Here is a 26,214-nt window from a genome sequence, read left to right on the forward strand (position 1 = left end):
GTCCGGTTGCCGTCCCGCCTCACAGGTCCGCCATCAGGACACCGCTCAGGTCCCCGGCGGCTCCGGCGTCGAGCGCCTGCTCAGCCCAGATGATCTTGCCTCGGTCGGTGTACCGGGTCCCCCAGCGGCGGGACATCTGCGCGACCAGGAACAGACCACGACCCCCCTCGTCGGTGAAGGCCGCGCGGCGCAGGTGCGGGGAGGTGCTGGTGCCGTCGGAGACCTCGCAGATCAGACTGTCGCGGTCGCGCAGCAGCCGCAGGCTGATGGGACTCGCTCCGTACCGGATGGCGTTCGTCACGAGTTCGCTGAGGATCAGCTCGGTCGTGAACGCGGCCTCGCCGAGCCCCCAGGATTCCAGCCTGCGGGTGGCCTCGGCGCGGATCCGGGAGACGGCCGCCGGGTCGTCGGGCACCTCCCACTCCTCGACCTGCGCCGGGTCGAGCAGCCGGGTGCGTGCGACGAGCAGCGCGACATCGTCACTGGACCTGGTGCGCAGCATCGCGTCGAGCACCGCACGGCAGGTGTCGTCCGGGGTGGTGCCGTCCGTATGGGCGAGCGCCTGCCTCAGCATGCCGAGGCCGGTGTCGAAGTCACGGCCCCGGGCCTCGACCAGGCCGTCGGTGTAGAGGACCAGTCGGCTGTCGGCCGCCAACCGGAGCACGGCCGTCTCGACCGGCAGACCTCCTCCCACGCCGAGTGGCGGAGCGACGGGGATGTCGGGGAAGGTCACGGAGCCGTCGGGCGAGACCAGCGCCGGCCCGGGATGACCGGCCCGGGCGAGGACACACCGCCCGGAGACCGGATCGTAGACCGCGTACAGGCAGGTCGCACCGGACACGGCCTCGGTGTTGCCCTCGGCCGCCGCGTCCTCGTCGATCCGGGTGATCAGCTCGTCCAGGTGCGCCAGAAGCTCGTCCGGAGGCAGGTCCAGGGCGGCGAAGTTGTGCACCGCGGTCCGCAGACGACCCATCGTCGCGGCGGCGTGCAGGCCGTGTCCGACGACGTCGCCGACCACCAGGGCCACCCGGGCCCCCGGCAGCGGGATGACGTCGTACCAGTCGCCGCCCACCCCCGCCTGGGCGGGCAGGTACCGGTGCCCGACCTCCAGGGCGGACAGCTCGGGGAGCGCGCCGGGCAGCAGGCTGCGTTGGAGGGTGACGGCCGTGGTGTGCTCGCGGGTGTATCGCCGCGCGTTGTCGATGCACACGGCCGCCCGGGCGGCGAGTTCCTCGGCGGGGGACAGGTCGTCCGGCTCGAAGGGGTCCTGCTCCGAACGCCAGAACTCCACGACACCCAGCAGCTGGCCTCGGGCCTGGAGCGGCACAGAGATCATGGAGTGGATACCGAAATCGATGACCTTCCGGGCCCGCTCCGGGTTCTGGACCCGCCATCCGTCGGCCATGGCGAGGTCCGCCACCAGGACCGGCCGGCCGGTGCTCATCCCTATGGCCACGGGGTTGTCGGGCGCGTAATGCATACGCCTCCCGACGGGGTAGAGGGGCACGTCGTCCCGGATGCCCTCGGCTGCGATACGGCGCATCTTCCTACTCGCGCCCGTCGGTTCGCCCCCTTGCAGCACGGGCTCCATCAATTCGACGGTGGCGTAGTCGGCGAAGCGCGGGACCGCCACCTCGGTCAGTTCCTCGGCGGTGCGCTGCATGTCCAGGGTGGTACCGATCCGTGTGCTGGCCTCGTAGAGCAGTTGCAGGCGCCCGCCGGCCACGTCCGCCCGGCCCGCGAGGGCGCGCAGCTCCGTGGTGTCACGCAAGGTGGCCACGCTGCCCCCCTGTGAGCCCACCAGCCGCACGCTGACCGCGAGCAGGATGTCCCCGGCCAGGAAGACCTTGTCCGTGGCCGCCCGGCCCGATGCGAGCAGCTCGGCCAGGGCCGGGCTCAGCCCGAGTGAGGTGACCGGGCTGCCCTCGGCCTCCGGCGGCAGTGCGAGCAGCCGGCGCGCCTCGTCGTTGACCAGCAGCAGCCTTCCCTCACCGTCCAGAATGATCACGCCTTCGCGCACCGCGTGCAGCACCGCGTCGTGGTGCTCGTACATGCGGGTCATCTCCACCGGCCCCAGGCCCCGGGTCTGGCGCCGCAGGCGCCCGCTGACCAGTGCCGACCCACCCGCGGCCAGCAGCAGTGCGACACCGCCTGCGGCGAAGATCACCGGCAGTTGGTGCTGCACCACACTGGTCACCTTGTCCACCGTGACTCCCACGGTGACCAGGCCGACCGCGGTTCCCTTCTCGTCGAAGACGGCCACCGTCGAGTCGACCGCCTTCCCCAGACTGCTGTCGAACGTGGTCTGGTGGGGCTCGCCTTCGAGCGCCTGGCCGTAGGAGGTGGAGACGTGCTTCCCGATCTGGTCCGGGTCCGGGTGGGTCCACCGGAAGCCGTAGGGGCTCAGCGCCACGACGTAGTCGACGCCGGTCCTCTTGCGCACCGCCTCGGCGTGCGGCTGGAGCGCCGCCGTCGGGTCGTCGCTCTTCATCGCCTCCGCGGTGCCCGGGGCGTTCGCGAACGACTCGGCCGCCACCAGTGACCGGTCGCCGGCTTCCTGGATCGCCCGGTTACGGTCCTGGAGCACGAGCACCACCACGGCCGTGACGATGAGCAGGAGGACGACCACCAGTTGCAGCAGGAAGACCTGACCGGCGACGCTGCGCGGTTTCCGCAACGACAGCAGACGTCGGCCGGCCGATTGGTGACGGGCCGCCGGGCCGGTCTCCGGTGGCCCGCCCCTCGGTGGCACGCGGTCGGCCTGTCGGCTCGCTGGGGCATGTTGCCCGAGTTTGCCCATTTTCCCAGTATCAGTGACCGGCCCGGAGGGCGCGGCCCGGACCGACGTGGCCCGAAGCCGACCGACCCGAGAGGCGCGGGAACCCCGGCCGTGACACCCGGCCCGCGACACTCGAAGGCTCCAGGAACGACGAAGTGCCGGTGAGTCCTATGACTCACCGGCACTTCGTGAACCCGTCGAAGGCGATCTTCCGAACGCCCCGCTCCGGTTCTTCTTCTGTGTCCGAGGGGGGACTTGAACCCCCACGCCCGATAAAGGGCACTAGCACCTCAAGCTAGCGCGTCTGCCATTCCGCCACCCGGACAAGGTGTCTGTCGTGCGGGGTTTCCCTCGCGGCGACGTCGTAAACATTACCAGGCTTTCCGGGGTGCCCGATCACGGGCCAGCCGCCCCGCCGGCCGGCCGCGTCTCGCGTGAACGGCGTGTGTCGGGCCGGGACCGGCCTTGGGCGGGGAGCGGGGGAGAGGGAGGATGAGGGGGACCCACCAGCAGTGACAGCGGGAGGAACCAGCGTGAGCGCGACCGACGGCACGGCCAGGAGCGTCACCGGCGAGGACGAGGTCGTGGACCTCTGCCGCGAGCTGATCCGGATCGACACCAGCAACTACGGCGACCACTCGGGTCCGGGTGAACGCAAGGCGGCCGAATGGGTCGCAGAGAAGCTCGCCGAAGTGGGACTCGAACCGAAGATCTTCGAATCGCACCCGGGCCGCGCCTCCACCGTGGCCCGCATCGAGGGCGAGGACTCGTCCAGGCCCGCGCTGCTCATCCACGGTCACCTCGACGTCGTGCCGGCCAACGCGGTCGACTGGACCCACCACCCCTTCTCCGGCGAGGTCGCCGACGGATGTGTGTGGGGCCGGGGCGCGGTCGACATGAAGGACATGGACGCGATGACGCTGGCGGTCGTCCGCGACCGGCTGCGCTCCGGGCGCAGGCCGCCGCGCGACATCGTGCTCGCGTTCCTCGCGGACGAGGAGGCGGGCGGCACCTACGGAGCCCGTCACCTCGTCGACAACCACCCCGACCTCTTCGAGGGCGTCACCGAGGCGATCAGCGAGGTGGGCGGGTTCTCGTTCACCGTGAGCGAGGAGCGGCGGCTCTACCTCATCCAGACGGCCGAGAAGGGCATGCACTGGATGAAGCTGACCGTGGCCGGCACCGCCGGACACGGCTCGATGATCCACCGGGACAACGCCATCACCGAACTCTCCGAGGCGGTCGCGCGGCTCGGCCGGCACACCTTCCCGGTACGGGTCACCAAGACGACCCGCGCCTTCCTCGACGAGCTCGGCGACGCGCTGGGCACCCAGCTGGACCCCGAGGACATGCAGGCGACCCTCGCCAGGCTGGGCGGGATCGCCAAGCTGATCGGCGCGACGCTGAGCAACACCGCCAACCCGACCCAGTTGGGCGCCGGCTACAAGGTCAACGTCATCCCGGGCGAGGCCACCGCGCACGTCGACGGGCGGTTCCTGCCCGGGCACGAGGACGAGTTCCTCGCCGACCTCGACCGGATCCTCGGCCCGAAGGTGCGCCGCGAGGACGTGCACTCCGACAAGGCGCTGGAGACCTCCTTCGACGGGCCGCTGGTCGAGGCGATGCAGTCCGCGCTGCTCGCCGAGGACCCGACCGCCAAGGCCGTCCCCTACATGCTGTCCGGCGGCACGGACGCCAAGTCCTTCGACGACCTCGGCATCCGCGGCTTCGGCTTCGCGCCGCTGAAGCTGCCGCCGGAGCTGGACTTCGCCGGGATGTTCCACGGCGTGGACGAGCGGGTCCCGGTGGACGGGCTCCGGTTCGGCGTGCGCGTGCTCGACCGGTTCATCGACGCGTCCTGAATTGTCCCGGTGAAACGAGAATCCACCGGGCGGAGAACGGACGAAGATAATCGGCCGCCTGTACGGGCGGGACTGGGAAGAGTGAATGCGCCGATAAGCGCGTAGCCTCATTAATTCCCCCTCGTTACTGGTGATGCGATCCGCTGCTTGGGATCGCATTGCCAACAAGGAGGAATAATGATCAAGAAGGTCGTCGCTGCTGCGGCTGCCACTGGTGGGCTGGTTCTCGCGGGCGCGGGTCTGGCTGTTGCCGATGCCGGTGCCCAGGGTGCTGCCGTGCACTCCCCGGGTGTCGCCTCGGGCAACGTGATCCAGGTGCCCGTGCATGTCCCGGTGAACGTCTGCGGCAACACGATCTCGGTGATCGGGCTGCTGAACCCCGCCTTCGGCAACACCTGCATCAACAAGTGACGTCGACCCGCTGAGGGGTCGTACGTCCACACCGTCGGCCCCGGAGCGCGCGCCATGCGCTCCGGGGCCGACCGGTCTTTTTCCGAAGGAAAAGCCGAAGAAGTCGAAGAGCCCGAAATGAATCGAACAGCTGCCATGATGCGAGCGCATTCGGGACGAATGACGAGATCGAAAGCAGGGATTCAGCAATGCGACAGGTCACCCGTAAAAGCCTCATGACCGTGGCGGCGGCGACGGGGGTGATCGCCGCCGCGGGCGGCTACGCCCACGCCGACTCCGGTGCGCACGGCGGCGCCACGGACTCGCCCGGCGTCCTGTCGGGCAACTCGGTGCAGGCGCCCGTCAACGTGCCGGTGAACGTCTGCGGCAACACCGTCGACGTCGTCGGGGCGCTCAACCCGACCTTCGGCAACTCCTGCGCCAACAAGGGCGGCGGTGCGCGGTCGGGCGGCTACGGCGATCAGCGCGGCGGCGGTCACGGCGACCACCGGGGCGGTGGCTACGGCGACCATCAGGGCGGTGGCTACGGCGACCACCAGGGCGGCGGTGGCGGCCGGGGCGGAAGCCACGGTGGCGGCCACGGAGGGAACCACGGCGGCGGCCATGGCGGCTCCGGCACGCACGGCGGCTCCGGGGGCGCGCACGCGGGCGGGCACACCGGCGGATCGCCCGGTGTCGGCTCCGGCAACCACGTCCAGGCGCCGATCGACGTGCCGGTCAACGTGTGCGGCAACAGCATCGACGTGGTGGGGATCCTCAACCCGTCCTTCGGCAACGACTGCGCCAACGACAGCGGTACCGGCCCCCACACGCCCCCCTCCCGCGGTCACGAGACGCCGGGCAAGCCCGGAGAGCACGGCCCCGGCAAGCCGGGCGAGCACGGACAGTCCAACCCGTCCCGGCCCGGGGGCGTGCCGTCCACCTCGGATCACGTGACCCCGGCCGGCGCCGCCGCCGTCCACCGGCCCGCCGCCCACGCCGCGCAGCTCGCGCACACCGGCAGCGGGCTGCCGATGGGCCTCGCCCTGCCGGCCGGCGCGGGCGCGCTGCTCGCGGGCGCGGTGCTCTACCGCAAGGCGCGCCCCTCGGCGTGAGCCGCCGGGGTGCCCACGACGGAGCGGGCCCCGCCTCGGCGGGGCCCGCTCCGTACTCGTGGGGTCATCTCACCAGGTGGCCCGCACCTGGCGGATGATCCGCCGGCGCAACCGCACCCTGCGGCTGCCGTCACGCAGCAGGCTCAGGCGGTCCAACTCCCAGTGTCCGTACTCGGCATGGTCGGTCAGCAGTCGGGTCGCGTCCTTGCGGGAGACCCCGCGCGGTACGTAGACGTCGACAAATTCGTATTCCGGCATCGCATCTATTGTGCGGTCTGGGGTCGGGTACGGATAGCGTCTGCACTATGTCTGATGCTGCGCAGCCCACCGCTGCCGAGGTACGCGCCGCCGCCGAGGCGGTCAAGACCGCGCTCGACCGCCACCTGGCCGCGGTCGAACGCAGGACGGGGGAGGACGACCCGGCTGTCTACGAGGCGTTCAACGAGCTGGCCGCCGCCGCCGAGGTCTACGACGAACTGCTCTACGACCGGTATGACGAGGTCACGCCCTTCGAGATCCCCGGCGCGGAGGACTCCCTGCCGCCGTACGCGGGTCCCGAGGAGCCGAACGCGCTGAGTGTGCTGATCCGACGCGACTACGCCGTCGCCGAGCCACAGCGGTTGCTGGCGCATGCCCAGCGGATCGAGGCGGCGGACGACGAGGGAGTGGGTGGGGCGGTCTCGGACACGGTGCACGGGGCGCTGGGCATACTGTTCGGCGAGTTCGAGGCGGACGAGATCGCCTCCCGGCACAAGGAGTTCGGCCTGGAGGAGGGCGACTCCACGCTGTGGGTGCTGGCGGCCGACGAACCGGCCGAGCCGGGCGAGTGGCTGGAGACACCCTTCGAGCAGGCCGACCTCGGGCGGGTGGTCTGCCGCTTCGACGTGAGCTCGGTGTTCGACGACCTCGACGACGGTGACGACGAGGGTGACGACGGCGACGACGAGGATCTCGTGGACGACGTCGAGGACGAGGAACTGGAGCCGCTGGACGCCGACCGCCGTCGCTGACCGCCGGCCGGCAACGGCATGCGGAAGCGGCGTGCGGAAGCGGCGTACGGGAAACGGGAAGCGGAGGCTTCCGGGTCCGCGCAGGACGGCGGCGGTCCCGAGGGGGAGACCCTCGGGACCGCCGCCGTTCGCGCTACTCGGCCGCCGGGACCTGCGCGCGCAGCAGCAGCGGAAGCCGGGTCGTGCGGGGCTTCGCCGGGACCTCGGCGACGGCCTTCGGCAGGGCCTGCTCGACGCCGTGCACCACGGACAGATGGCGCTCCCCCCGGCCGAACGCCGTGTACACCCAGGGGCGTGAGAGCGCCTGCCCGGCGTCCCCGGGCAGGACCACGACCGCCGCGGGCCACCGGCTGCCCACGGCCTGGTGGGCGGTCAGCGCCCACCCGTGCCGTACGGACTGCTCCACCCGTTCCCTCGGCACGACCACCGGGCCGTCGGCGCAGGACAGGTGCAGCCCCTCCGCGTCGGCCGTCACCACCCGGCCGGGCACCGTACGGCCCGGCGCGGGCGAGTAGGCGATCCGGTCGCCGGGGTCGAAGCCGCCGAACCGGCCGGGGCCGGGATTGAGCCGTTCCTTGAGGGCGGCGTTCAGCGCGCGCGTGCCGGCCGCGCCGCCGTGCCCCGGGGTGATCGCCACCGTCTCCTCGGGGGTGATCCCGAAGGCCCGCGGCACCGAGTCGGCTACGAGCTGCACGGTCCGGTGCACGGCCTCGCCCGCCTCCCGCACGGGCACGATCACGATCTCCTTGCCGGGCGCGTCGACCTGGTTCAGCTCGCCGATGCCGACGCCGGACACGAGTTCGCCGATCGGCCCCGGGTCGGGTGTGCGCGAGGCGACCTGCGGACAGGCGCGCGCCGCGAGCAGATCGGCGAAGACCCGGCCGGGGCCGGCCGACCAGAGCACCGCCGGGTCGCCGCTGAGCACCAGCCGCGCCCCGTCCGGCAGCGACTCCACCAGCATCGCGGCGCTCTCCACGTCCAGTTGCGGCGCGTCGAGCAGGATCAGCAGGTCGAGGGCGAAGGCCCCCTCGGCGTCCCGTCCGGGACCCTCGGTACCGGCCAGCAGCCCCGGGACGGTCACGACGGCGCCGTCCGCTGCCCGCTCGCCGAGCAGAGCGGCGAACCGCTGCCGTCCGTCCGGCGTGTGGCAGGCCGCGACCGCGCGCAGGCCCAGCGTCCGGGCCGCGGTGAGCAGCGCCGCCGGTTCGGCACGTGAGGCGTCGCCGCCGGTGTGCAGCACCAGGCCGTGTCCGGCGACGGCGCGCAACAGTTCGGCCGTGCTGCCGGACGCGCCGGCCGTCACCGAATCCCACCGCGCGGAGGCCTCCTTGGCCAGGGAGTTGACCACCCGGGCCAGCGCGTCGGCGAGGCTCTCCTCGGCCAGCGCGTACCGCTCCAGGCCCACCAGGACACGGACCGGCCGGGACTCCTCGCCGTCCTGACCGCTCTCGCCCCCGTGGTCCTCGCCGTTCGCGCTGTCCTCCGTGGGCCTCTCGGGCTGAGCGGGGCGGGCGGCGTCCACCGTGTCCAGGGCGTCCTGGAAGACGAGGGCCTCGCCCTCGGCCAGCGCGCTCTGCACGGCCGCCTCGGCGTCCGGCACGGACTGCCGGACGAGGGCGGCGGTGAGCGTCGGCAACTCCAGGGCGGTGTGCCCGGCAAGGGCGGCCTGTTCCAGCAGCCAGACCGTCACCGCGCGGCCGCGCCGTTCGTCGTCGGGGGCGCACTCCGGGCCGAGCAGCGCCCGCGCGAACCCGTCGGCCTGCTCGGGACGCACGCCGGGGACGCGCAGCAGCTGCCACGGGTCCTCGCGCAGCAGATCGTCGGCGCCCTCACCGAGCGCGGCGGCGGTCTGCGGCGCGAGGGTCTCGGGCGCGCCGCCGTCGGTGAGCACGCGCCGCACGCCCTCGACGGCCTCCGCCGCGGGTGCCGGTGCGGCAACCGCCGCCGGTACGGGGGGCACGGGCTGGGGACGGCGTACCGGTTCCGGGGCGGGGCGGCGCGCGGGCGCCGGCTCGGCGAACACGGTGGCCGGGGGCTTGGCCCCGCCCTCCACCGCACGCACCGCCGCCAGCAGGTCGGCGGCCTTCCCGCTCAGCTTGGTCCCGCTGGCGATGGGCTCCGCCTTCTCGGCCCGGCGCCGCTCGATCCGCTCCCGCTCGAGCTTCTGCGCGGCGAGCTCGGCCTGCGCCTCGGAGAGCTGCGCGGCCGCTTCGGCGGCGGCCTCGGCCTCGCCCGCCTCGGTACCTGCCCCGGTACCTGCTTCCGTTTCTGCTTCGGCCTCTGTGGCCGGGTCTGCGTCTGCGGCTGCGGCCGCGGCGAGCGTCTCCTCGCCCTCGCCCTCGCTCACGCCCTGCGCGTCGCGCGCGGCGGGAGTGTCGTCGTCGCTCGTCGAAGCGCTGTCGGCCGGTGCCGGTTCGGGCTGCGCCGGCGCGGTGTCGTCCGGGGTCCCGGGCTCCTCGGCGGCGTCCGGCGTCGCCGGTCCGGCGTTCTCGGTGCTCTCCGGGGGAACCGGCTCCGTGCTCACAGCGTGCTCCAGTCGTGATCGGGATAGCGGTGCACGGGCGCCGACACGTCGTCGAGGGCCCGGCAGATCTCGTCAGGAAGACTAAGGGCCTCCACTGACAATGCGGCCGTGAGCTGCTGCGCGTTGCGCGCGCCGACGATCGGGGCGGCCACGCCGGGCCGGTCGCGGACCCAGGCGAGGGCGACCTGGAGCGGGGTCACCGCGAGCCCGTCGGCGGCGGTCGCGACGGCGTCCACGATGCGGCTCGCGGTGTCGTCGAGATACGGCTCGACGAAGAGCCCGAAGTGGTCCGAGGCGCCGCGCGAGTCGGGCGGCAGGGCGTCGCCCCGGTACTTGCCGGTGAGGACGCCGCGGCCCAGCGGGGAGGAGGGCAGCAGACCGATGCCCAGGTCCAGGGCGGCCGGCAGCACCTCGCGCTCGACTCCGCGTTGCAGCAGCGAGTACTCCATCTGTGTCGCCGCGAGCCGGGTCCGGGTGCCCGGCGCGGAGAGCTGCCAGGTGGCCGCCTTGGCGAGCTGCCAGCCGCAGAAGTTGGAGACCCCGGCGTATCTGGCGCGGCCGCTGGTGACAGCGATGTCGAGCGCCTGGAGGGTCTCCTCCAGCGGGGTGTCGGGGTCGAAGGCGTGCACCTGCCACAGGTCGACGTGATCCGTGCCCAGCCGGGCCAGCGAGGTGTCCAGGGCGGCGAGGAGGTGCCCCCGGGAGCCGTCGTAGCGGCGGTCCGGGTCGGGGACGCTGCCCGCCTTGGTCGAGATGATCAGGTCCCGGCGCGGCACCAGGCCCTCCATCAGCCGTCCCAGCAGGTACTCGGCGTCCCCGTCGCCGTACACGTCGGCCGTGTCGACGAGGGTCCCGCCCGCCTCCCAGAACGTCTTCATGACGTCCGCGGCGTCGTGCTCGTCGGTGTCGCGGCCCCAGGTCAGGGTGCCGAGCCCGATGCGGGACACACGCAGGCCGGTGCGGCCGAGATGCCTCTGCTCCATGGACGCCGAGATTACTGGCCATAACTGGGCAGTGGGTTGCCTGTGGATAACCGAATCCGCGGGAAGGGGAGCCGAGTTCCGCAGGCCGGGACCCCGGCTTGGATCCGCGCGACCCTCGCCACACCGCCCTCCCGGGCCCCCTGCCCCCGCGCTATGGTCTCCGCAACAGCGTCGTTACTGATCAGTAAGGGGATCGGCCATGCAGCTCGGGATCAACCTCGGCTACTGGGGTGCCGGAATGGACGGCGACAACCTCGCCGTCGCCCAGGAGGCCGACCGCCTCGGATACGCCGTCTGCTGGGCCGCCGAGGCCTACGGCTCCGACGCGGCCACCGTGCTCACCTGGGTGGCCGCGCAGACCGAGCGCATCGACGTCGGCTCCGCGATCTTCCAGATCCCGGCCCGCCAGCCGGCGATGACCGCGATGACCGCCGCCACCCTCGACTCGCTCTCCGGCGGCCGTTTCCGCCTCGGCCTCGGCGTCTCGGGACCGCAGGTCTCCGAGGGCTGGTACGGCGTCAAGTTCGACAAGCCGCTGTCCCGCACCCGCGAGTACGTGGAGATCGTCCGCAAGGCGATGACGCGCGAGCGGCTGTCGTACGAGGGTGAGCACTGGACGCTGCCGCTGCCGGGCGGCCCGGGCAAGCCGATCAAGCTGACCGTGCACCCGGAGCGCGAGCACATCCCGCTGTACATCGCCGCGATCGGCCCGAAGAACCTGGAGCAGACCGGCGAGATCGCCGACGGCGCCCTGCTCATCTTCCCGTCCGCCGAGCACCTCGAGGACACCGCGATCAAGCACCTGCGGGCCGGACGTGAGAAGGCGGGCAAGACCCTGGAGGGCTTCGACGTCTGCCCGACGCTGCCGCTGGCACTCGGCGAGGACAAGGACGTCGAGCGGCTCGCCGACACCTTCCGCCCCTACACCGCGCTGTACGTCGGCGGCATGGGCAGCCGCAAGCAGAACTTCTACAACCAGCTCGCGCGCCGCATGGGCTACGAGGCCGCGGCCGACGAGATCCAGGACAAGTACCTGTCCGGTGACAAGCAGGGCGCCGCGGCCGCCGTGCCGCACGAGCTGATCGACCGGACCACGCTGCTCGGTTCGGTGGAGCGGATCGCCGACCGGATGAAGGCCTACGCGGCGGCCGGTGTCACCACGCTCACCCTCGCCCCGGCCGGCTTCACCCTGGACGAGCGTCTCGCCTCGCTGCGGGCCGGCTCGGAGGCCGTCGAGCTCGCCGGCCTGGCCTAGCCGGCCCGGGGATCCCGGGAGTTTCAGCGGCCGTGGTGGGGGCTCGGGGGTCTTCCCCGCCACGGCCGTCACGCGGAACAACGCGCCACACGGCGCGTGGTTACGCTTGCGGGCCGACTCCTCGGGTACCTCTTTCGGCGGAGTTGTCGGACACAGCTGTTGCACCGCCTTCCGTGCCGCATTTGACTCGTTCCTTGCGGAATGCTGCGGAATCCTGCGCGATGCGGAGAGGTGCCCCACGATGCTTTCGGCCAAGAGTCTGTTCCAGGAGATCATCGACAACGACGAGTCCTTCGCGCTCTTCTGTTCCATCGCCGCAGGCGGGGAGTCGCAGGGAGGCTGGGAGAACTCCCGGATCGCCGCGCTCGTCCCGCCCAGCGAACACCACCTCGCTCCCAAGATCGCCCGGCACGGCGCCGACGAGGACAAGCACGGGCGGATCTTCACCGCCCTGATGCGCAAGCGCGGCCTCGCCCCTGTTCCCGTCCCGCGCGACACCGACTACACGATGCTTCTGGAGCGCGCCGGCATCGGCCTCGCGCACGACCGGCTCCGGGCCGACCACCCGCTGACCGTGCACGACATCGTCACCTACCTCGCCCACAGCCGGGTCACCGAACAGCGGGCCGCCGAGCAGATGGAGCTGCTGCGCAGGCACTTCGCCGACCACCCCGACCTCGGCCGGGCGGTGAGGATGATCTCGAACGACGAGGACAACCACCTCGCCTACTGCCACGAGGAGCTGCTGCGCCTCGCCCGCGCCGGGCACGGCCGCGCCATCCAGCAGACGCTCCGCGCGTGTGCGCTCGCCGAGATCCGGATCTACCGCGACGTGAGCCTCGCCGTGATGGCCCACATGGGGGACATCCTCGGCTGGTCGAGGGCCAGGTCGGCGCTTCTCGCGGGAGGCATCCACGCCGTGTACGCGTGGGAGCGGTTCGCGGGCTGGCGGCGGATGGTCTCCCTGGAGATGCCCGAGCGCCGCGACGCGCTCGGCGGCCCCGCGGTCCCGGCTCCCGAGTACGCCTGAGTGCCTGACCGCGCCGACCGCGCCGACGCGTCGACCGCCCTGGCCGCCCCGGCCGCGCGGGCCGCTCCCGGAGTCGGCCCCGGAGCCGTCCCTAGAGCCATCCCCGGTGCTTGAACAGCCGGTACAGCAGCACCTCGAGCACCGCCATCAGCGCGATCACCGCCGGATACGACCACACCCACCGCAGCTCCGGCATGTGCTCGAAGTTCATGCCGTAGATGCCCGCGATCATCGTGGGGACCGCGGCCATCGCCGCCCACGCCGAGATCTTCCGCATGTCGTCGTTCTGCCGGACGCTCATCTGCGCCAGATGCGCCGACAGGATGTCCGTGACCAGCCGGTCCAGCCCTTCCACGGACTCGTTCACCCGCATGAGATGGTCGCTGACATCACGGAAGAAGGGCCGCGCCCGGTCGTCCACGAAGGGCACCCCCGGGCCGGACAGGCTGGTGCCCGCCAGCCGGGTCAGCGGCGGTCCCAGCGGGCCGGTCGCCCGGCGGAACTCCAGGATCTGCCGCTTGAACCGGTAGATCCGCGACGCGGTGTGCCGTGAGCCGCCGTCGTTCGGCGAGAACACCTCCGCCTCCAGCTCCTCCAGGTCCGTCTGGAGTTCCGTCGCCACGTCCAGGTAGTGGTCCACCGTGGCGTCGGCGATGGCGTACACCACCGCCGTGGGGCCCTTGGCGAGCAGCTGCGGCTCGTGCTCGAGCCGGTGCCGTACGGCCGCCAGCGGGGCGCCCTCGCCGTGCCGGACGGTCACCACGAAGGCGTCACCGAGGAAGACCATCACCTCGCCGGAGGAGACCGCGTCGCTCTCGGGCTCGTAGACGACCGGCTTGAACACCAGGAAGAGCGAGTCGTCGTAGATCTCCAGCTTGGGCCGCTGGTGGGCTTTCAGGGCGTCCTCGACGGCGAGCGGGTGCAGGCCGAACTCGTGCGTGACGTGGTCGAACTCCTTCTCCGTGGGCTCGTGCAGCCCGATCCACACGAAACCGCCCGCGGCCCGTGCCTCGGCCAGGGCGTCCGAGAAGTCCTCCGGGCCCTCCGTACGGTGCCCGTCGCGATAGACAGCGCAGTCGACGATCACTCGGCGTGTTCTCCCTTCGGACGCTCATCGGCGCGCACCCGCGTGCGCCTACCCTGGGCCGCATGCCCACGTTGATCCTCGTCCGGCACGGCCGGTCCACCGCCAACACCTCCGGACTGCTCGCCGGCTGGACGCCCGGCGTCGCCCTCGACGAGCGCGGAGCCGCGCAGGCGGCCGCCCTGCCCGGGCGGCTCGACGCGCTGCCGATCGCCGAGGTCGTCGCAAGCCCCCTCCAGCGCTGCCAGGAGACCATCCGGCCGCTCCTCGACGCCCGCCCCGGGCTGCGCGCCCACACCGACGAGCGGATCGGGGAGTGCCACTACGGCGACTGGTCCGGACGCAAGCTCGCCGAGCTGACGGACGAGCCCCTGATGGAGGTCGTGCAGGCGCACCCCTCCGCCGCCGCGTTCCCCGGCGGCGAGTCCATGCGCGCCATGCAGACCCGCGCCGCCGAGGCGGTGCGGGAGTGGAACGCGCGCGTGGAGCGCGACCACGGCGCCGACGCCGTCTATCTGATGTGCTCGCACGGCGACATCATCAAGTCGCTCGTGGCGGACGCCCTCGGACTTCATCTCGACCTCTTCCAGCGGATCTCTGTGGAACCGTGTTCCGTCACCGCGATCCGTTACACCCGGCTGCGCCCCTTTCTCGTGCGCCTCGGCGACACCGGCGACTTCGCGTCGCTCGCCCCGCGCGAGGAGCCGCCGGCCGGGGACGCGACGGTCGGGGGTGGTGCGGGCGCACCGTGATCGTCGGCCGCAGTAGGGTGAAGCGGTCCGCAAACGCGCGCGTACCCGCAGGGACGTTCCCCCACTCGTTCCCCGGCCCACGATGACCCACGATTCCCATGGAGACAGGACGTGTCCCGTCAGGTGTTCCTCTACGACCCCCCGGACCGTTTCGTGGCCGGTACGGTCGGACTGCCCGGGCGCCGTACCTTCTTCCTCCAGGCCACCGCCGGCGCCCGAGTGACCAGCGTGGCCCTGGAGAAGACCCAGGTCGCCGCGCTCGCCGAGCGCATGGACGAACTGCTGGACGAGGTCGTGCGCCGGACCGGCGGCAGCGCCCCCGTGCCCGCGATGTCGCCCGCCGAGAACACCGACACGGCCCCCCTCGACACACCGATCGAGGAGGAGTTCCGGGTCGGCACCATGGCCCTCGCCTGGGACGGCGAGGAACAGCGCATGATCGTCGAGGCGCAGGCCCTCGTGGAACTCGACGCGGACTCCGAGGAGGACCTCGCCGAGGCCGAGGAGAAGCTTCTCCAGGACGAGGAGAACGGGCCCCCGATGCTGCGGGTCCGGCTCACCGGCGCGCAGGCGAGGGCCTTCGCCAAGCGCGCCCTCGACGTCGTCAACGCGGGCCGGCCGCCGTGCCCGCTGTGCAGCCTGCCGCTCGATCCGGAAGGACACGTATGTCCGCGCCAGAACGGATACCGCCGGGGGGCGTGACGACCACCGACCCGGCCGCCGCCGAACTCCTCGCGCGCGGCGAGCTCACCGTGCGCGGTCGCATCCGCGACGCCTCCAACGCGGCCCTGTACTGCACGGTCGCGCACGAGGGCCGCGAGGCCGCCTGCGTCTACAAGCCCGTCGCCGGGGAGCGGCCGCTGTGGGACTTCCCCGACGGCACCCTCGCCCAGCGCGAGGTCGCCGCCTACGAGGTCTCCGAGGCGACCGGCTGGGGCCTCGTGCCGCCCACCGTGCTGCGCGAGGGGCCGTACGGCGAGGGCATGTGCCAGCTGTGGATCGAGACGGCCCCGGAGACCGACCTGCTCGCCCTGGTGGACGCGGAGGAGCCCGAGCCGGGCTGGCGGGCGATCGGCTTCGCGGAGGTCGGCGAGGGCCGCACCGCGCTGCTCGTGCACGCAGACGACGAGCGGCTGCGCCGGCTCGCCGTCCTCGACGCGGTGATCAACAACGCCGACCGCAAGGGCGGCCACCTGCTGCCCACCGCCGACGGCCGGCTGTACGGCATCGACCACGGGGTCACCTTCAACGCCGAGAACAAGCTGCGCACGCTGCTGTGGGGCTGGGCGGGGGAGCCCCTGACGGGTGAGGCCGTCGACGTGCTCAAGGGCCTCAGAAGCGCCCTGGAGCCCGATGGGCGGCTGGCGGTCACCCTGGCCGCGCTGCTCACCCCCGCCGAGGTCGACGCCACGCGCGCGCGTGCCGACGCGCTGCTGGAGGCCGGGAAGCACCCGGAGCCGAGCGGCGACTGGCCGGCCATCCCCTGGCCCCCGGTCTGAACCGTCCGGCGTGCGGGCCGCCCCGCACCGGCCGACACGCATGCCGGACGGAATCACACAAGAGGGCCTTCCCGGCCATCTGGCCTGCTCCGGTTCGTATACGCAACTTCCGTCCGGTTAGGCTCATGACATGCATGCCTGGCCCGCTTCCGAGGTCCCCGCCCTGCCTGGTCAGGGCCGCGACCTGAGGATCCACGACACCGCGACCGGCGGCTTGGTCTCCCTCGACCCCGGTCCCGTCGCCCGTATCTACGTCTGCGGCATCACGCCGTACGACGCGACCCACATCGGTCACGCGGCGACCTACAACGCGTTCGACCTCGTTCAGCGCGTGTGGCTCGACACCAAGCGGCAGGTTCACTACGTCCAGAACGTCACCGACGTCGACGATCCGCTCCTGGAGCGGGCCGAACGCGACGGCGTCGACTGGGTCGCCCTCGCCGAGAAGGAGACGGCGCTCTTCCGCGAGGACATGACGGCCCTGCGGATGCTGCCGCCGCGGCACTACATAGGCGCCGTCGAGGCCATACCCGGCATCGTCCCGCTCGTCGAGCGGCTGCGGGACGCCGGCGCCGCCTACGAGCTCGACGGCGACGTCTACTTCTCCGTCGGGTCCGACCCGAACTTCGGCCGGGTCTCGGGCCTGGACGCGGCCGCCATGCGGCTGCTCTCCGCCGAGCGCGGCGGCGACCCCGACCGACCCGGCAAGAAGAACCCGCTCGACCCGATGCTCTGGATGGCGGCCCGCGAGGGCGAGCCCAGCTGGGACGGCGGCTCGCTCGGCCGCGGCCGGCCGGGCTGGCACATCGAGTGCGTGGCCATCGCCCTGGACCACCTCGGGATGGGCTTCGACGTGCAGGGCGGCGGCTCCGACCTCGCCTTCCCGCACCACGAGATGGGCGCCTCCCACGCGCAGGTGCTGACCGGCGAGTTCCCCATGGCGCAGGCGTACGTCCACGCCGGCATGGTCGCCCTGGACGGCGAGAAGATGTCCAAGTCCCGGGGCAACCTCGTCTTCGTCTCGAAGCTGCGCCAGGACGGCGTCGACCCCGCCGCCATCCGCCTCACCCTCCTCGCGCACCACTACCGGGCCGACTGGGAGTGGACCGACCAGGTCCTCGTCGACGCCGAGGCCCGGCTCGGGCGCTGGCGTGCCGCCGTCTCCCGGCCCGACGGGCCGCCCGCCGAGGCGCTCGTCGAGGAGATCCGCGAGGCGCTCGGCAACGACCTCGACGCCCCGGCCGCACTCGCCGCCGTCGACCGCTGGGCGGCGCTCCAGCAGGAGCACGGCGGAACGGACATCGGCGCCCCCGGCGTCGTCTCGCGGGCCGTGGACGCGCTGCTGGGCGTGGCCCTGTAGCCGAAGGCGCCCGTACACCGGGTACGACGAGGGGCGGTGCGCCGATGCGCGCCGCCCCTCTCGGTTCCCTGTCCTGCCCGGTGTCCTAGTCCTCCGAGGAATCGCTGTCGTCGGAGGCGTCACCGCTCGGCTTCGGCGGCTTCGGGGGCCGGGTCCGCTCCCCGGGGTCCGGCGGGCCGCCGCCGTCCCGGCGCCGCAGATAGCGCTCGAACTCGCGGGCGATCGCCTCGCCCGACGCCTCCGGCAGCTCCGCGGTGTCCCGCGCCTCCTCCAGCGTCTGCACGTACTCGGCGACCTCGCTGTCCTCGGCGGCCAGCTGGTCCACGCCCACCTGCCAGGCACGCGCGTCCTCGGGCAGCTCGCCCAGCGGGATGCGCACGTCGATCAGGTCCTCCAGGCGGTTGAGGAGGGCCAGCGTCGCCTTGGGGTTCGGCGGCTGCGAGACGTAGTGCGGCACGGCCGCCCAGAGGCTCACCGCCGGCACCCCCGCGTGCGTGCACGCCTCCTGGAGGACGCCGACGATGCCCGTGGGGCCCTCGTACTTGGTCTCCTCCAGGTCCATCCGCTGGGCCAGGTCCGCGTCCGACGTGGTCCCGCTGATCGGCACGGGACGCGTGTGCGGGGTGTCACCCAGCAGGGCGCCCAGGATGACCACCAGCTCCACGCCCAACTCGTGCGCGAAGCCCAGCAGCTCGTTGCAGAACGAGCGCCAGCGCATGGACGGTTCGATGCCGCGGACGAGCACCAGGTCGCGCGGCTTGTCGCCGCCGACGCGGACGACCGACAACCTTGTCGTGGGCCACGTGATCTTGCGCACGCCGGCGTCCATCCACACCGTGGGGCGGTTCACCTGGAAGTCGTAGTAGTCCTCGGCGTCCAGTGCCGCGAACACCTCGCCCTTCCACTCCCGCTCCAGGTGCCCGACCGCGGTGGAGGCGGCGTCGCCGGCATCGTTCCAGCCCTCGAACGCGGCCACCATGACCGGGTCGATCAGCTCGGGAACCCCCTCGAGCTCGATCACCCAGCGCCTCCTTCCGACGTGCCCTCGCTTGACCACCCAACCTTACGGCGTTCCGCGGGAGCGCTCGCAGCCCCCTTGCACGGGGGAGTGAACGGATCACTGCCCCGTTCGCCACCCCCGAACACCCCCTGGTGGACCCGACTCACGGCGTCGGCGCACAGGCGGCGCACAGGGTGGGCGCACGCCGCTCGGTCACAGCGTCGAGCGCAGCCACTGCTCCACGCTCGCGATGTGCACCGTCGCCCAGGACCGCGCCGCCTCCGCGTCCCGGTCGCGCAGGGCCGCCAGGATCGCCCGGTGTTCGCGCAGCGTGCCGGCGACCGCGTCCTCCTGTGTCAGGCCGCGCCAGATACGGGCCCGGGTGGTCGGCCCGGACAGTCCGTCGAGCAGCGAGCAGAGCACCGAGTTGCCGGCGCTCTGCACGATCCCCCGGTGGAACTCCAGGTCGCCGGCGACCAGTTCCTCCACCGAAGGCTCCGCCCCGAGCTTGCCCAACTGGGCGTCGAGCGCGTCCAGTTGCTGCTCGCTGATGCGCAGGGCGGCCATCGCGGTGGCGGCCGGCTCCAGGATGCGGCGCACCGCCAGGAACTCCAGGACCGTGTCGTCGCGGTGGAAGTCGACGACGAAACTCAGCGCCTCGAGGAGCAGTTGCGGGTCGAGGCTGGTGACGTAGGTGCCGTCGCCCTGTCGCACGTCCAGGATCCGGATCAGCGACAGGGCGCGCACCGCCTCCCGCAGGGAGTTGCGGGACAGTCCCAGATCGGCGGCCAGCTCGCTCTCCTTGGGCAGCCGGTCCCCGGGGCGCAGCGCACCCGAGACGATCATGCCCTTGATCTTCTCGATCGCCTCGTCGGTGACTGCCATGCCGGCCTCCCTGTCGTTCATCGCCCGGACGTCAGCCCCGGGCAGCGGATCCCGACATCAGATGCAGACGTCAGATCCAGACATCGGATGTCTCAGCGCCATTATGGGGGCAGATCAGAGCAGTGCCTCCAGGTCTGCGATCACCGCCCGCTCGTCGACCGTGGTCAGCCCGCGATCGCGCATCAGCACCCGCCCGTCGACGACGGTGTCCCGCACGTCCGACGAGTGCGCCGCGTACGCCAGCGTCGACCACGGGTCGTGACGCGGCCGCAGATGCGGCGCGTCCAGGTCGACGACGATCAGGTCGGCCCGCTTGCCCGCCTCCAGCGAGCCGAGCCGCTCGCCGAGCCCGAGCGCCCGCGCACCCTCGATCGTCGCCATGCGTACGGCCTGCTCGGCGCCGACCGCCGTCGGATCGCCGGACGCCTTGTGCACCAGCGCCGCCTGCCGTACGGCCCCCAGCACGTCCAGCGAGTTGGAGCTGACGGCGCCGTCCGTGCCCAGCCCCACCGTCACGCCCGCGCTCAGCAGCCGCGGCACGGGCGCGATGCCGCAGCCCAGCTTCAGGTTCGACACCGGACAGTGGGCCACGGCCGTGCCCGTCCGGGCCATCGCCGCGATCTCGGGCCCGGTGAGGTCGACGGCGTGCGCGAGCAGCACATCGGGGCCGAGCAGCCCCAGGGAGTCCAGCAGCTCCACCGGCCGCTTCCCGTGCTGCACCTCGACGGTGGCGACCTCGGTGGCGTTCTCGGCCGCGTGGATGTGCACCAGCGCCCCGAACTCCCGGGCCAGCGCGAAGACTTCGGTGAGCTGCCCGGGGGAGAGGGTGTACGCCGAGTGCGCGAAGACGACCGGCCGGTGCCCGGGCCGGGCGGGCCCGCGCGCCTCGAGGTCGCGCCGCGCCCACCCGAGCCGCTCCTCGTACGCGATGCCGTCCGGCGGCCCGGGCACGTCCATGAAGGTCGGCCCGGTGTGCAGCCGCCAGCCCGCCTCGCGGGCCGCCCGCTCGGCCGCCTCGTGGAACCAGTACATGTCCAGCGCCGAGGTCACGCCTGCCCGCACGCTCTCCGCGACCGCCAGCCGCACCGCCGCCGCCACGTTCTCCGGCGCCAGCAGCTCCGCCTCCCACTTCAGCACCCGCTCCAGGAAACCCTGGAGGGTGACGTCGTCGGCGCGGCCGCGCAGCAGCGTCATCGCGAGGTGGGTGTGCGTGTTGATCAGCCCGGGGAGGACGAGACACCCGGCGGCGTCGATCTCCTCGGCCGCGGTGTAGCGCTCGCGCAGCTCGTCGGAGGGTCCCACGGCGAGGATGCCGCCCCCGTGGACCGCGACCGCCCCGCCCGGGACGACGGTTCCGGCGTCGTCCACCGTGAGGACGTCGCCGCCGTGGATCAGCAGGTCGATGCTCACGCCTGCTCCCCTTCCGCCTCGGCGAGCAGCCGCAGCGCCTCCAGGGAGACGACGGCTCCCCGTTCGACACCGGCCGCGACGACCTCCCGGTGCGGGTCGTAGCCGCCGGTCGCCTGCTCGTCGACCAGCTCGTCGGCGTTCGCCCCGTCGATCACCAGCACACCGCCCGCGACCAGGCCGCGCAGCGAGGCCGTGACCAGCAGCGCGGACAGTTCCATCTCGATGGCGGCGAGCCCGGCGCCCGCGTACGAGAAGAGTGGGAGCAGGCCCGGCTGGAAGGCCGCCCGGGTCCACACGACGCCCCGGTGGTGCGGGGCGCCGGCCTCGCGGGCCGCGCGCCGGAGGGCGAGGACCGCCTCGGGCGCGGACACCGCCGGGTACTCCGGGGGCAGCAGCTGATGGGTGACGCCGTCGTCGCGCACGGCCGCCTCCGCGATGACCAGGTCGCCGTCCCCGATGCCCGGCCTCATCGCGCCCGCCGTACCGAACCGCAGGAAGGTGCGCACGCCCGCGTCCGCCAGCTCCTGGAACAGCAGGATCGCGCCGGGCGCGCCCACCCCGTGCGAGGCGACGACGACCGGCAGGCCCTTCCAGCTTCCCTCGAACACCCGGTACTCGCGGTGGTACGAGACCTCCACGGCGCCCTCGAGGAGGGCGGCGACGGCCGCGGCGCGGGCCGGGTCGCCGACGACCACGGCGTGCGCCGGGAGGCCGGTGCGCGGGATGCGGGTGACGGGCAGCAGGTCCTGCGTCATTGGACGGCTCCGGTGGTACGGGGGCGGCGACGGCGGCGGGCCGTCGTGAGGAACAGGGCGCCGAGCGTGACGACGTACGGCGCGGCATCGGTCGCCTGCTGCGGCAGGCCGAGACCCTGGAGGCGGAACCCGGCCGCTTCGGCGAGCCCGAACAGCAGCGCGGCGAGCAGGACGCCCAGGGGCGCGGCGCGGCCCAGCATGACGGCCACGACAGCGATCCAACCACGGCCGGCCGTCATGTTCTCCGTGAACAACGTGACGTTGCCGAGGGCGAGCTGGGCGCCCGCCAGACCGCACAGCACTCCCGACAGCAGGATCGCGCCGTACTGGTACTTCGCCGGGCTCACCCCGAGGGTGGCCGCCGCGTCGGGCGCCTCGCCGACCCCGCGCAGCCGGAGCCCCCACACATGGCGCGACAGCAGCAGGGCGGCGACCGCGACCGCCGCCCACGACAGGTAGGCGAGCGGGGTGAAGCCACCGATCAGCGGCAGCCCGGCGAGGGAGGGATCGTCGAAGGTGCCCTGCACGCCGAAGACGGTGCGCAGCAGGAAGCTCGTCAGGCCGACGGCCAGGAGGTTCATGGCGATGCCGAGGACCACCGCGTCCCCGCGCAGGGTGACCGCCCCCACGGCCAGGACCAGCGAGTACGCCGCCGCCGCGAGGGCCGCAGCCAGCACGCCGAGCCAGGGGCTGCCGGTGAACCAGCTGGTGGCCACGGAGGTGAAGCAGCCCATCAGCATCATGCCCTCGAGGCCGATGTTGAAGACCCCGGCACGCTCGCACAGGGCGCCGCCGAGGGCCGCCAGCAGGATCGGGGTCAGCGCGCGCAGCGCCGACATGAGGAGATCGGAGTCGAGGAACATCACACCGCCTCGCTTTCCCGCGTGCGACGGCCCAACCAGCGGCCGGGGAACCGCAGCCGGGCCGCGAGGAACACGATCACGATCGCCTGGAGCACCTGGGTCAGTTCGCGCGGCACCTCGGTGGTGCGCTCCATCGCCAGTCCGCCGACCTGCAGGACGGCGAAGAAGAACGCGGCGACCACCGTGCCCAGCGGAGCCGCGGCGGCCAGCAGGGCCGCCGTGAGGCCGGTCCAGGTGTAGCCGGGGGCGGTGAGCGAGCCGTCCACGAAGCGGTAGGGGAAGCTCAGCACCCCGATGGCGCCCACGAGTCCGGCGAGACCGCCGGAGAGCGCCATCAACTTCAGGGTCAGGCCACGGCGTTCGACGCCCGCGTACGCGGAGAAGCGGGGGTTGAGGCCCGTCATGCGGATCTCGTAGCCGACGGCGGTGCGCCGGTCGGTGAACCAGTACGCGGCGGCGGCGATCGCGACGAGGACGAGCCCGAGGGTGACCGTGGAGTCGCCGAACGCGGGCAGGGCCACCCCGTCGGGCAGCGCACGGGTCTGGGGCAGGCTGGAGCCCGGCTCCTTCAGCGGGTAGCGCGCCAGGTAGGAGGCCAGCGACACCGCCGGATAGCTGAGCAGCAGGCTGCTGACCAGCAGCGGGACCCCCAGGCGGTTCTCGCACAGGGCGGCCAGGACGGCGTACCCGGCACCCGCCGCCATCCCGGCGAGCAGGGCCAGGGCCACGGTGAGGGGCGCGGGGAGCGGCGCGTAGAGACCGGTGACGGCGGCCGTGATCCCGCCGAGCACCATCTGCCCGTCGCCGCCGAGGTTGATCAGCCCGGCCCGCAGCGGGATCGCCAGCGCGAGCGCCAGACCGAGCACGCTGGTGCCGGTGGTCAGGGTCGAGCCGATGCCGTCCGCGCCGAGCGCGCCGGTCACGACGGCTCGGTAGGCCGTGACCGGGTCCGCGCCGGTGCCGAGCAGGAACAGCGCGCCGATGACGAGGCCCGCGAGGACGGAGAAGGTGAGGGGGGAGCGCAGGGCTCCGGATATGCGTGTCATGTCAGTGGGTTCATGTCGGTGGCCTCCACGGGAGCGCCCGCCATCGCGAGGCCCAGCGTCCGCTCGTCCGCCTCTTCCTTGGTGTACGAGGCCGCGACCCGGCCCTCGTACATGACGAGCACACGGTCCGCGAGGCCGCGGATCTCGCTCAGCTCGGCCGAGACGAGGAGGACGGCGTGACCGGCGTCGCGGTAGGCGATCAGCTGGTCGTGGATGTTCTGGATGGCGCCGATGTCGACGCCCCGGGTCGGCTGCTCGACCAGCAACAGCGGTGCGTCGTGGGCGAGTTCGCGACCGATGAGCAGCTTCTGGAGATTGCCGCCGGACAGCGCGGAGGCCGGGACCTCGGTGGTCGCCGCCTTGATGCCGAAGCGCTCGACGAGCTGCCGGGCGTGCGCGCGGACGGCCGCCGGCGGCAGCAGGCCGCGAGCGGAGAGGGTGGTGCGGTGATGCCCCATCGCCAGGTTGTCCGCGACCGAGGCGGCGGGGGCCGTACCGACCGCGTGCCGGTCCTCGGGAACGTAGGCGAGCCCCTTCGCACGGCGCTCGGTGGCCGAGGCGTGCGTGATGTCGTCGCCCTGGAGCGTGACCTGTCCGGCGGCGACGGGACGCAGTCCGGCCAGCGCCTCGACCAGCTCGCTCTGGCCGTTCCCGGCGACGCCCGCGATGCCGACGATCTCACCGGCGTGGACGGTGAGGTCCACATCGTGGACGGAACCCGTGCGGAAACCCGTGACCCGCAGCACGGCCGCACCGGGCGTTCCCGGTGCGTGGACCCGGTCCAGTTCCACCGCGCGGCCGGTCATCGCGGCGGCGATCTCGCCGGCCGTCGTGTCGGGGGTGACCAGCCGGGCGGCGACCCGGCCGTCCCGCAGGACGGTCACCCGGTCGCTCCCCTCCAGCACCTCGCGCAGCTTGTGGGTGACGAGGACGACCGTACGGCCCTGCGCGGTCAGCGACTTGAGCACGCCGAACAAGGCGTCCGCCTCGGCCGGGGTGAGCACGGCCGTCGGCTCGTCGAGGATGAGCGTACGGGCGCCGCGGTGCAGCAGCTTGAGGATCTCCACGCGCTGCCGCAGCCCGACCGGCAGATCGCCGACCCGGGCGTCCGGGTCGACGGCCAGCCCGTGCTCCTCGGCGAGTGCGCGCACCCGCCGGCGGGCCGCCGCCCGGTCCACCAGGCCGAAGCGGCGCGGTTCGGCGGCGTAGACGACGTTCTCGGCGACCGTCAGCGAGTCGAACAGCTTGAAGCTCTGGTGGACCATGCCGAGCCCCGCGGCCATGGCGTCGGAGGGGCTGGTGAAGCGCACCTCCCGCCCGTCGATCCGGATCGACCCGGCGTCGGCGCGCTCCATGCCGTACAGGACCGACATCAGCGTGGACTTGCCCGCGCCGTTCTCGCCCATCAGGGCGTGGATCTCACCGTGACGGACGGTCAGGTCGACGGCGTCGTTGGCGAGCGTGCCGGGGAACCGCTTGGTGATCCCCCGGAGCTCGACGGCGAGGTTCTCAGGAGGCGGCGGGGTCATCGACCTTCAGCTCTCCGGAGACGATCTGGTCGCGCAGCGCCTCGACCTTCGTCAGGACGTCCTTGTGGTCGGCGATCACGCACTTCGACGTGTCCACGCCGTCCTCCAGGCCGGTCAGGCTGATGCCGCCCTCCTTGAGGCCGTACGAGACGGTCGTGCCGGTCGTGCCGCCGAGCACCGTCTCGATGCCCTTCTCGACGGCGATGTCCGTGCGCTTGATCACGTTGTCGACGACCGTCCCGGGCGCCGAGGCGCACTGGTTGACGTCGACGCCGTACGCGAACGCGCCCTTGGCCTTCGCGGCCTCGAAGACGCCGTAGTTGCCGGCCGCCGCGGCCGCCATGATCTGGTCGTAGCCCTTGGCCAGCAGGGTGTTCGCCTGCTCCTTGGCGCGGGCCGAGTCGTCGAAGGGGGACTGGCCGCCGACGAAGCGGGTCGACGTCTGCGTCTTGGCCGCGACCTTCTCGGCGCCGGCCGCGAACGGGTCGCTGTAGCGGCGGAACTGGGGCGTGTCGAGCACGTCGACCGCGCCGACCTTGCCGGACTTGCTGAGCAGGCCCGCCTCGGCGCCGGCGAGGTAGACGCCCTCGTGCTCGCGGAAGACCGCGCAACTGACGTTCTTGAAGGTCTTGGTGGTGCACGCGTCGATGATCAGGAACTGCTGGCCCGGGTTCTTCGCGGCCTGCTGGGCGACGAGGTCGGCGAACTCGAAGCCGACGAGGACGATGACGTCCGGCTTGGCGTCCACCGCGGCCTGCACGTTCTGCTGCTGGGAGGCGGTGTCGGTGGACTCGTAGACCTTCTGGGACCCGTCGTGCTGCTTCGCCGCGCTCTTGACGCCGGTCACCGCGAGCTTGAGGAACTCGTTCTGGCCGACGGCGTCGGGGGTGACGAGCGTGAAGGACTTGCCGCTGCCCCCGCTGGCGGCGGAGGCGGAGTCGTCCTTCTCCGCGGCGGCGTTGCAGGCGGTGGCGAGGAGCACGGTGCCGGTCGCGAGGGCGGCGAGCTGCACGGAACGGCGGTGTCTGCGGGGCATCGGGGAACCTTCCGGGTATGCCGAGAGGCGCATCACGATGCTGAGGT

23 protein-coding genes and 1 tRNA gene are annotated in these 26,214 nt (G+C 72.7%); 10 read left to right on the forward strand and 14 right to left on the reverse strand.

What is annotated here, in order from left to right:
• Window positions 1-19: 19 nt before the first annotated feature.
• Both ASD48_RS15200 and ASD48_RS15205 read right to left on the reverse strand, forming a co-directional pair.
• On the reverse strand, window positions 20-2,800 hold the full coding sequence (locus ASD48_RS15200) for a SpoIIE family protein phosphatase (protein ID WP_079073769.1): 2,781 nt from the start codon (window positions 2,798-2,800) through the stop codon (window positions 20-22).
• A 219-nt stretch (window positions 2,801-3,019) separates the two neighbouring features.
• A tRNA-Leu gene (locus ASD48_RS15205) sits at window positions 3,020-3,104 on the reverse strand.
• Window positions 3,105-3,312: 208 nt separating this feature from the next.
• Here ASD48_RS15205 and ASD48_RS15210 point away from each other — a divergent pair.
• The 3 genes from ASD48_RS15210 to ASD48_RS15220 all read left to right on the forward strand — a co-directional run bounded on the left by ASD48_RS15210 (window position 3,313) and on the right by ASD48_RS15220 (window position 6,146).
• A complete protein-coding gene (locus ASD48_RS15210) occupies window positions 3,313-4,641 on the forward strand; it encodes a M20/M25/M40 family metallo-hydrolase (protein WP_057602120.1) in 1,329 nt (442 codons plus the stop codon).
• 177 nt (window positions 4,642-4,818) lie between these two features.
• The gene (gene chpH / locus ASD48_RS15215) at window positions 4,819-5,052 is read left to right on the forward strand and encodes a chaplin ChpH (protein ID WP_028806602.1); all 234 of its coding nucleotides are present in this window, start codon (window positions 4,819-4,821) and stop codon (window positions 5,050-5,052) included.
• Window positions 5,053-5,240: 188 nt separating this feature from the next.
• Window positions 5,241-6,146, forward strand: a complete 906-nt coding sequence (locus ASD48_RS15220) for a chaplin (protein WP_057602121.1) — start codon at window positions 5,241-5,243, stop codon at window positions 6,144-6,146.
• Between the two features lie 69 nt (window positions 6,147-6,215).
• Here the strand turns inward: ASD48_RS15220 and ASD48_RS15225 are convergent, their stop codons facing one another.
• The gene (locus ASD48_RS15225; protein WP_005485166.1) at window positions 6,216-6,404 is read right to left on the reverse strand and encodes a DUF5703 family protein; all 189 of its coding nucleotides are present in this window, start codon (window positions 6,402-6,404) and stop codon (window positions 6,216-6,218) included.
• A 47-nt stretch (window positions 6,405-6,451) separates the two neighbouring features.
• Between ASD48_RS15225 and ASD48_RS15230 the strand changes: the two genes are divergently transcribed.
• Window positions 6,452-7,156 (forward strand): hypothetical protein, encoded by a 705-nt coding sequence (locus ASD48_RS15230; protein WP_057602122.1) that lies wholly within the window; start codon window positions 6,452-6,454, stop codon window positions 7,154-7,156.
• Between the two features lie 133 nt (window positions 7,157-7,289).
• Here ASD48_RS15230 and ASD48_RS15235 read toward each other — a convergent pair whose 3' ends face one another.
• Together ASD48_RS15235 and ASD48_RS15240 are read right to left on the reverse strand one after the other, a co-directional pair.
• Window positions 7,290-9,680, reverse strand: a complete 2,391-nt coding sequence (locus tag ASD48_RS15235) for a helix-hairpin-helix domain-containing protein (protein ID WP_057602123.1) — start codon at window positions 9,678-9,680, stop codon at window positions 7,290-7,292.
• Window positions 9,677-10,663: an aldo/keto reductase gene (locus tag ASD48_RS15240; protein WP_057602124.1), complete on the reverse strand. Its 987-nt coding sequence runs from the start codon at window positions 10,661-10,663 to the stop codon at window positions 9,677-9,679. Before ASD48_RS15240 ends, ASD48_RS15235 begins: the two co-directional genes overlap by 4 nt.
• A 199-nt stretch (window positions 10,664-10,862) precedes the next feature.
• Between ASD48_RS15240 and ASD48_RS15245 the strand changes: the two genes are divergently transcribed.
• Together ASD48_RS15245 and ASD48_RS15250 are read left to right on the forward strand one after the other, a co-directional pair.
• On the forward strand, window positions 10,863-11,918 hold the full coding sequence (locus ASD48_RS15245) for an LLM class F420-dependent oxidoreductase (protein ID WP_057602125.1): 1,056 nt from the start codon (window positions 10,863-10,865) through the stop codon (window positions 11,916-11,918).
• Window positions 11,919-12,159: 241 nt separating this feature from the next.
• The gene (locus tag ASD48_RS15250; RefSeq protein WP_057602126.1) at window positions 12,160-12,948 is read left to right on the forward strand and encodes a ferritin-like domain-containing protein; all 789 of its coding nucleotides are present in this window, start codon (window positions 12,160-12,162) and stop codon (window positions 12,946-12,948) included.
• Window positions 12,949-13,039: 91 nt separating this feature from the next.
• On the opposite strand, the gene corA is transcribed toward ASD48_RS15250, so the two are convergent.
• The gene (corA, locus tag ASD48_RS15255) at window positions 13,040-14,035 is read right to left on the reverse strand and encodes a magnesium/cobalt transporter CorA (protein WP_057602127.1); all 996 of its coding nucleotides are present in this window, start codon (window positions 14,033-14,035) and stop codon (window positions 13,040-13,042) included.
• Between the two features lie 62 nt (window positions 14,036-14,097).
• On the opposite strand from corA, the gene ASD48_RS15260 reads away from it, so the two are divergent.
• The 4 genes from ASD48_RS15260 to mshC all read left to right on the forward strand — a co-directional run bounded on the left by ASD48_RS15260 (window position 14,098) and on the right by mshC (window position 17,643).
• Window positions 14,098-14,784, forward strand: a complete 687-nt coding sequence (locus tag ASD48_RS15260; protein ID WP_057602167.1) for a histidine phosphatase family protein — start codon at window positions 14,098-14,100, stop codon at window positions 14,782-14,784.
• 111 nt (window positions 14,785-14,895) lie between these two features.
• Window positions 14,896-15,486 (forward strand): DUF3090 domain-containing protein, encoded by a 591-nt coding sequence (locus ASD48_RS15265; RefSeq protein ID WP_057602128.1) that lies wholly within the window; start codon window positions 14,896-14,898, stop codon window positions 15,484-15,486.
• A complete protein-coding gene (locus ASD48_RS15270; protein ID WP_079073770.1) occupies window positions 15,450-16,283 on the forward strand; it encodes an SCO1664 family protein in 834 nt (277 codons plus the stop codon). The genes ASD48_RS15265 and ASD48_RS15270 overlap by 37 nt, the downstream gene beginning before the upstream one ends.
• Window positions 16,284-16,413: 130 nt before the next feature.
• Window positions 16,414-17,643, forward strand: a complete 1,230-nt coding sequence (gene mshC, locus ASD48_RS15275) for a cysteine--1-D-myo-inosityl 2-amino-2-deoxy-alpha-D-glucopyranoside ligase (RefSeq protein ID WP_057602130.1) — start codon at window positions 16,414-16,416, stop codon at window positions 17,641-17,643.
• Between the two features lie 85 nt (window positions 17,644-17,728).
• On the opposite strand, the gene ASD48_RS15280 is transcribed toward mshC, so the two are convergent.
• The 8 genes from ASD48_RS15280 to ASD48_RS15315 form a co-directional block, all read right to left on the reverse strand.
• On the reverse strand, window positions 17,729-18,664 hold the full coding sequence (locus ASD48_RS15280) for a PAC2 family protein (RefSeq protein WP_057602131.1): 936 nt from the start codon (window positions 18,662-18,664) through the stop codon (window positions 17,729-17,731).
• A 192-nt stretch (window positions 18,665-18,856) separates the two neighbouring features.
• A complete protein-coding gene (locus ASD48_RS15285; protein WP_057602169.1) occupies window positions 18,857-19,528 on the reverse strand; it encodes a FadR/GntR family transcriptional regulator in 672 nt (223 codons plus the stop codon).
• A 114-nt stretch (window positions 19,529-19,642) separates the two neighbouring features.
• A complete protein-coding gene (locus ASD48_RS15290; RefSeq protein WP_057602132.1) occupies window positions 19,643-20,938 on the reverse strand; it encodes an amidohydrolase in 1,296 nt (431 codons plus the stop codon).
• Complete coding sequence (locus ASD48_RS15295) at window positions 20,935-21,693, reverse strand: nucleoside phosphorylase (RefSeq protein WP_057602133.1); 759 nt, start codon at window positions 21,691-21,693, stop codon at window positions 20,935-20,937. The genes ASD48_RS15290 and ASD48_RS15295 overlap by 4 nt, the downstream gene beginning before the upstream one ends.
• Complete coding sequence (locus tag ASD48_RS15300; protein WP_078890338.1) at window positions 21,690-22,556, reverse strand: ABC transporter permease; 867 nt, start codon at window positions 22,554-22,556, stop codon at window positions 21,690-21,692. The genes ASD48_RS15295 and ASD48_RS15300 overlap by 4 nt, the downstream gene beginning before the upstream one ends.
• A complete protein-coding gene (locus ASD48_RS15305) occupies window positions 22,556-23,602 on the reverse strand; it encodes an ABC transporter permease (protein WP_057602135.1) in 1,047 nt (348 codons plus the stop codon). The genes ASD48_RS15300 and ASD48_RS15305 overlap by 1 nt, the downstream gene beginning before the upstream one ends.
• Window positions 23,599-25,131, reverse strand: a complete 1,533-nt coding sequence (locus ASD48_RS15310; RefSeq protein ID WP_057602136.1) for an ABC transporter ATP-binding protein — start codon at window positions 25,129-25,131, stop codon at window positions 23,599-23,601. Before ASD48_RS15310 ends, ASD48_RS15305 begins: the two co-directional genes overlap by 4 nt.
• Complete coding sequence (locus ASD48_RS15315) at window positions 25,112-26,167, reverse strand: BMP family ABC transporter substrate-binding protein (protein ID WP_057602137.1); 1,056 nt, start codon at window positions 26,165-26,167, stop codon at window positions 25,112-25,114. Before ASD48_RS15315 ends, ASD48_RS15310 begins: the two co-directional genes overlap by 20 nt.
• Window positions 26,168-26,214: the final 47 nt, after the last annotated feature.

It is taken from the genome of Streptomyces sp. Root1310, assembly GCF_001426425.1.
GTDB lineage: Bacteria > Actinomycetota > Actinomycetes > Streptomycetales > Streptomycetaceae > Streptomyces.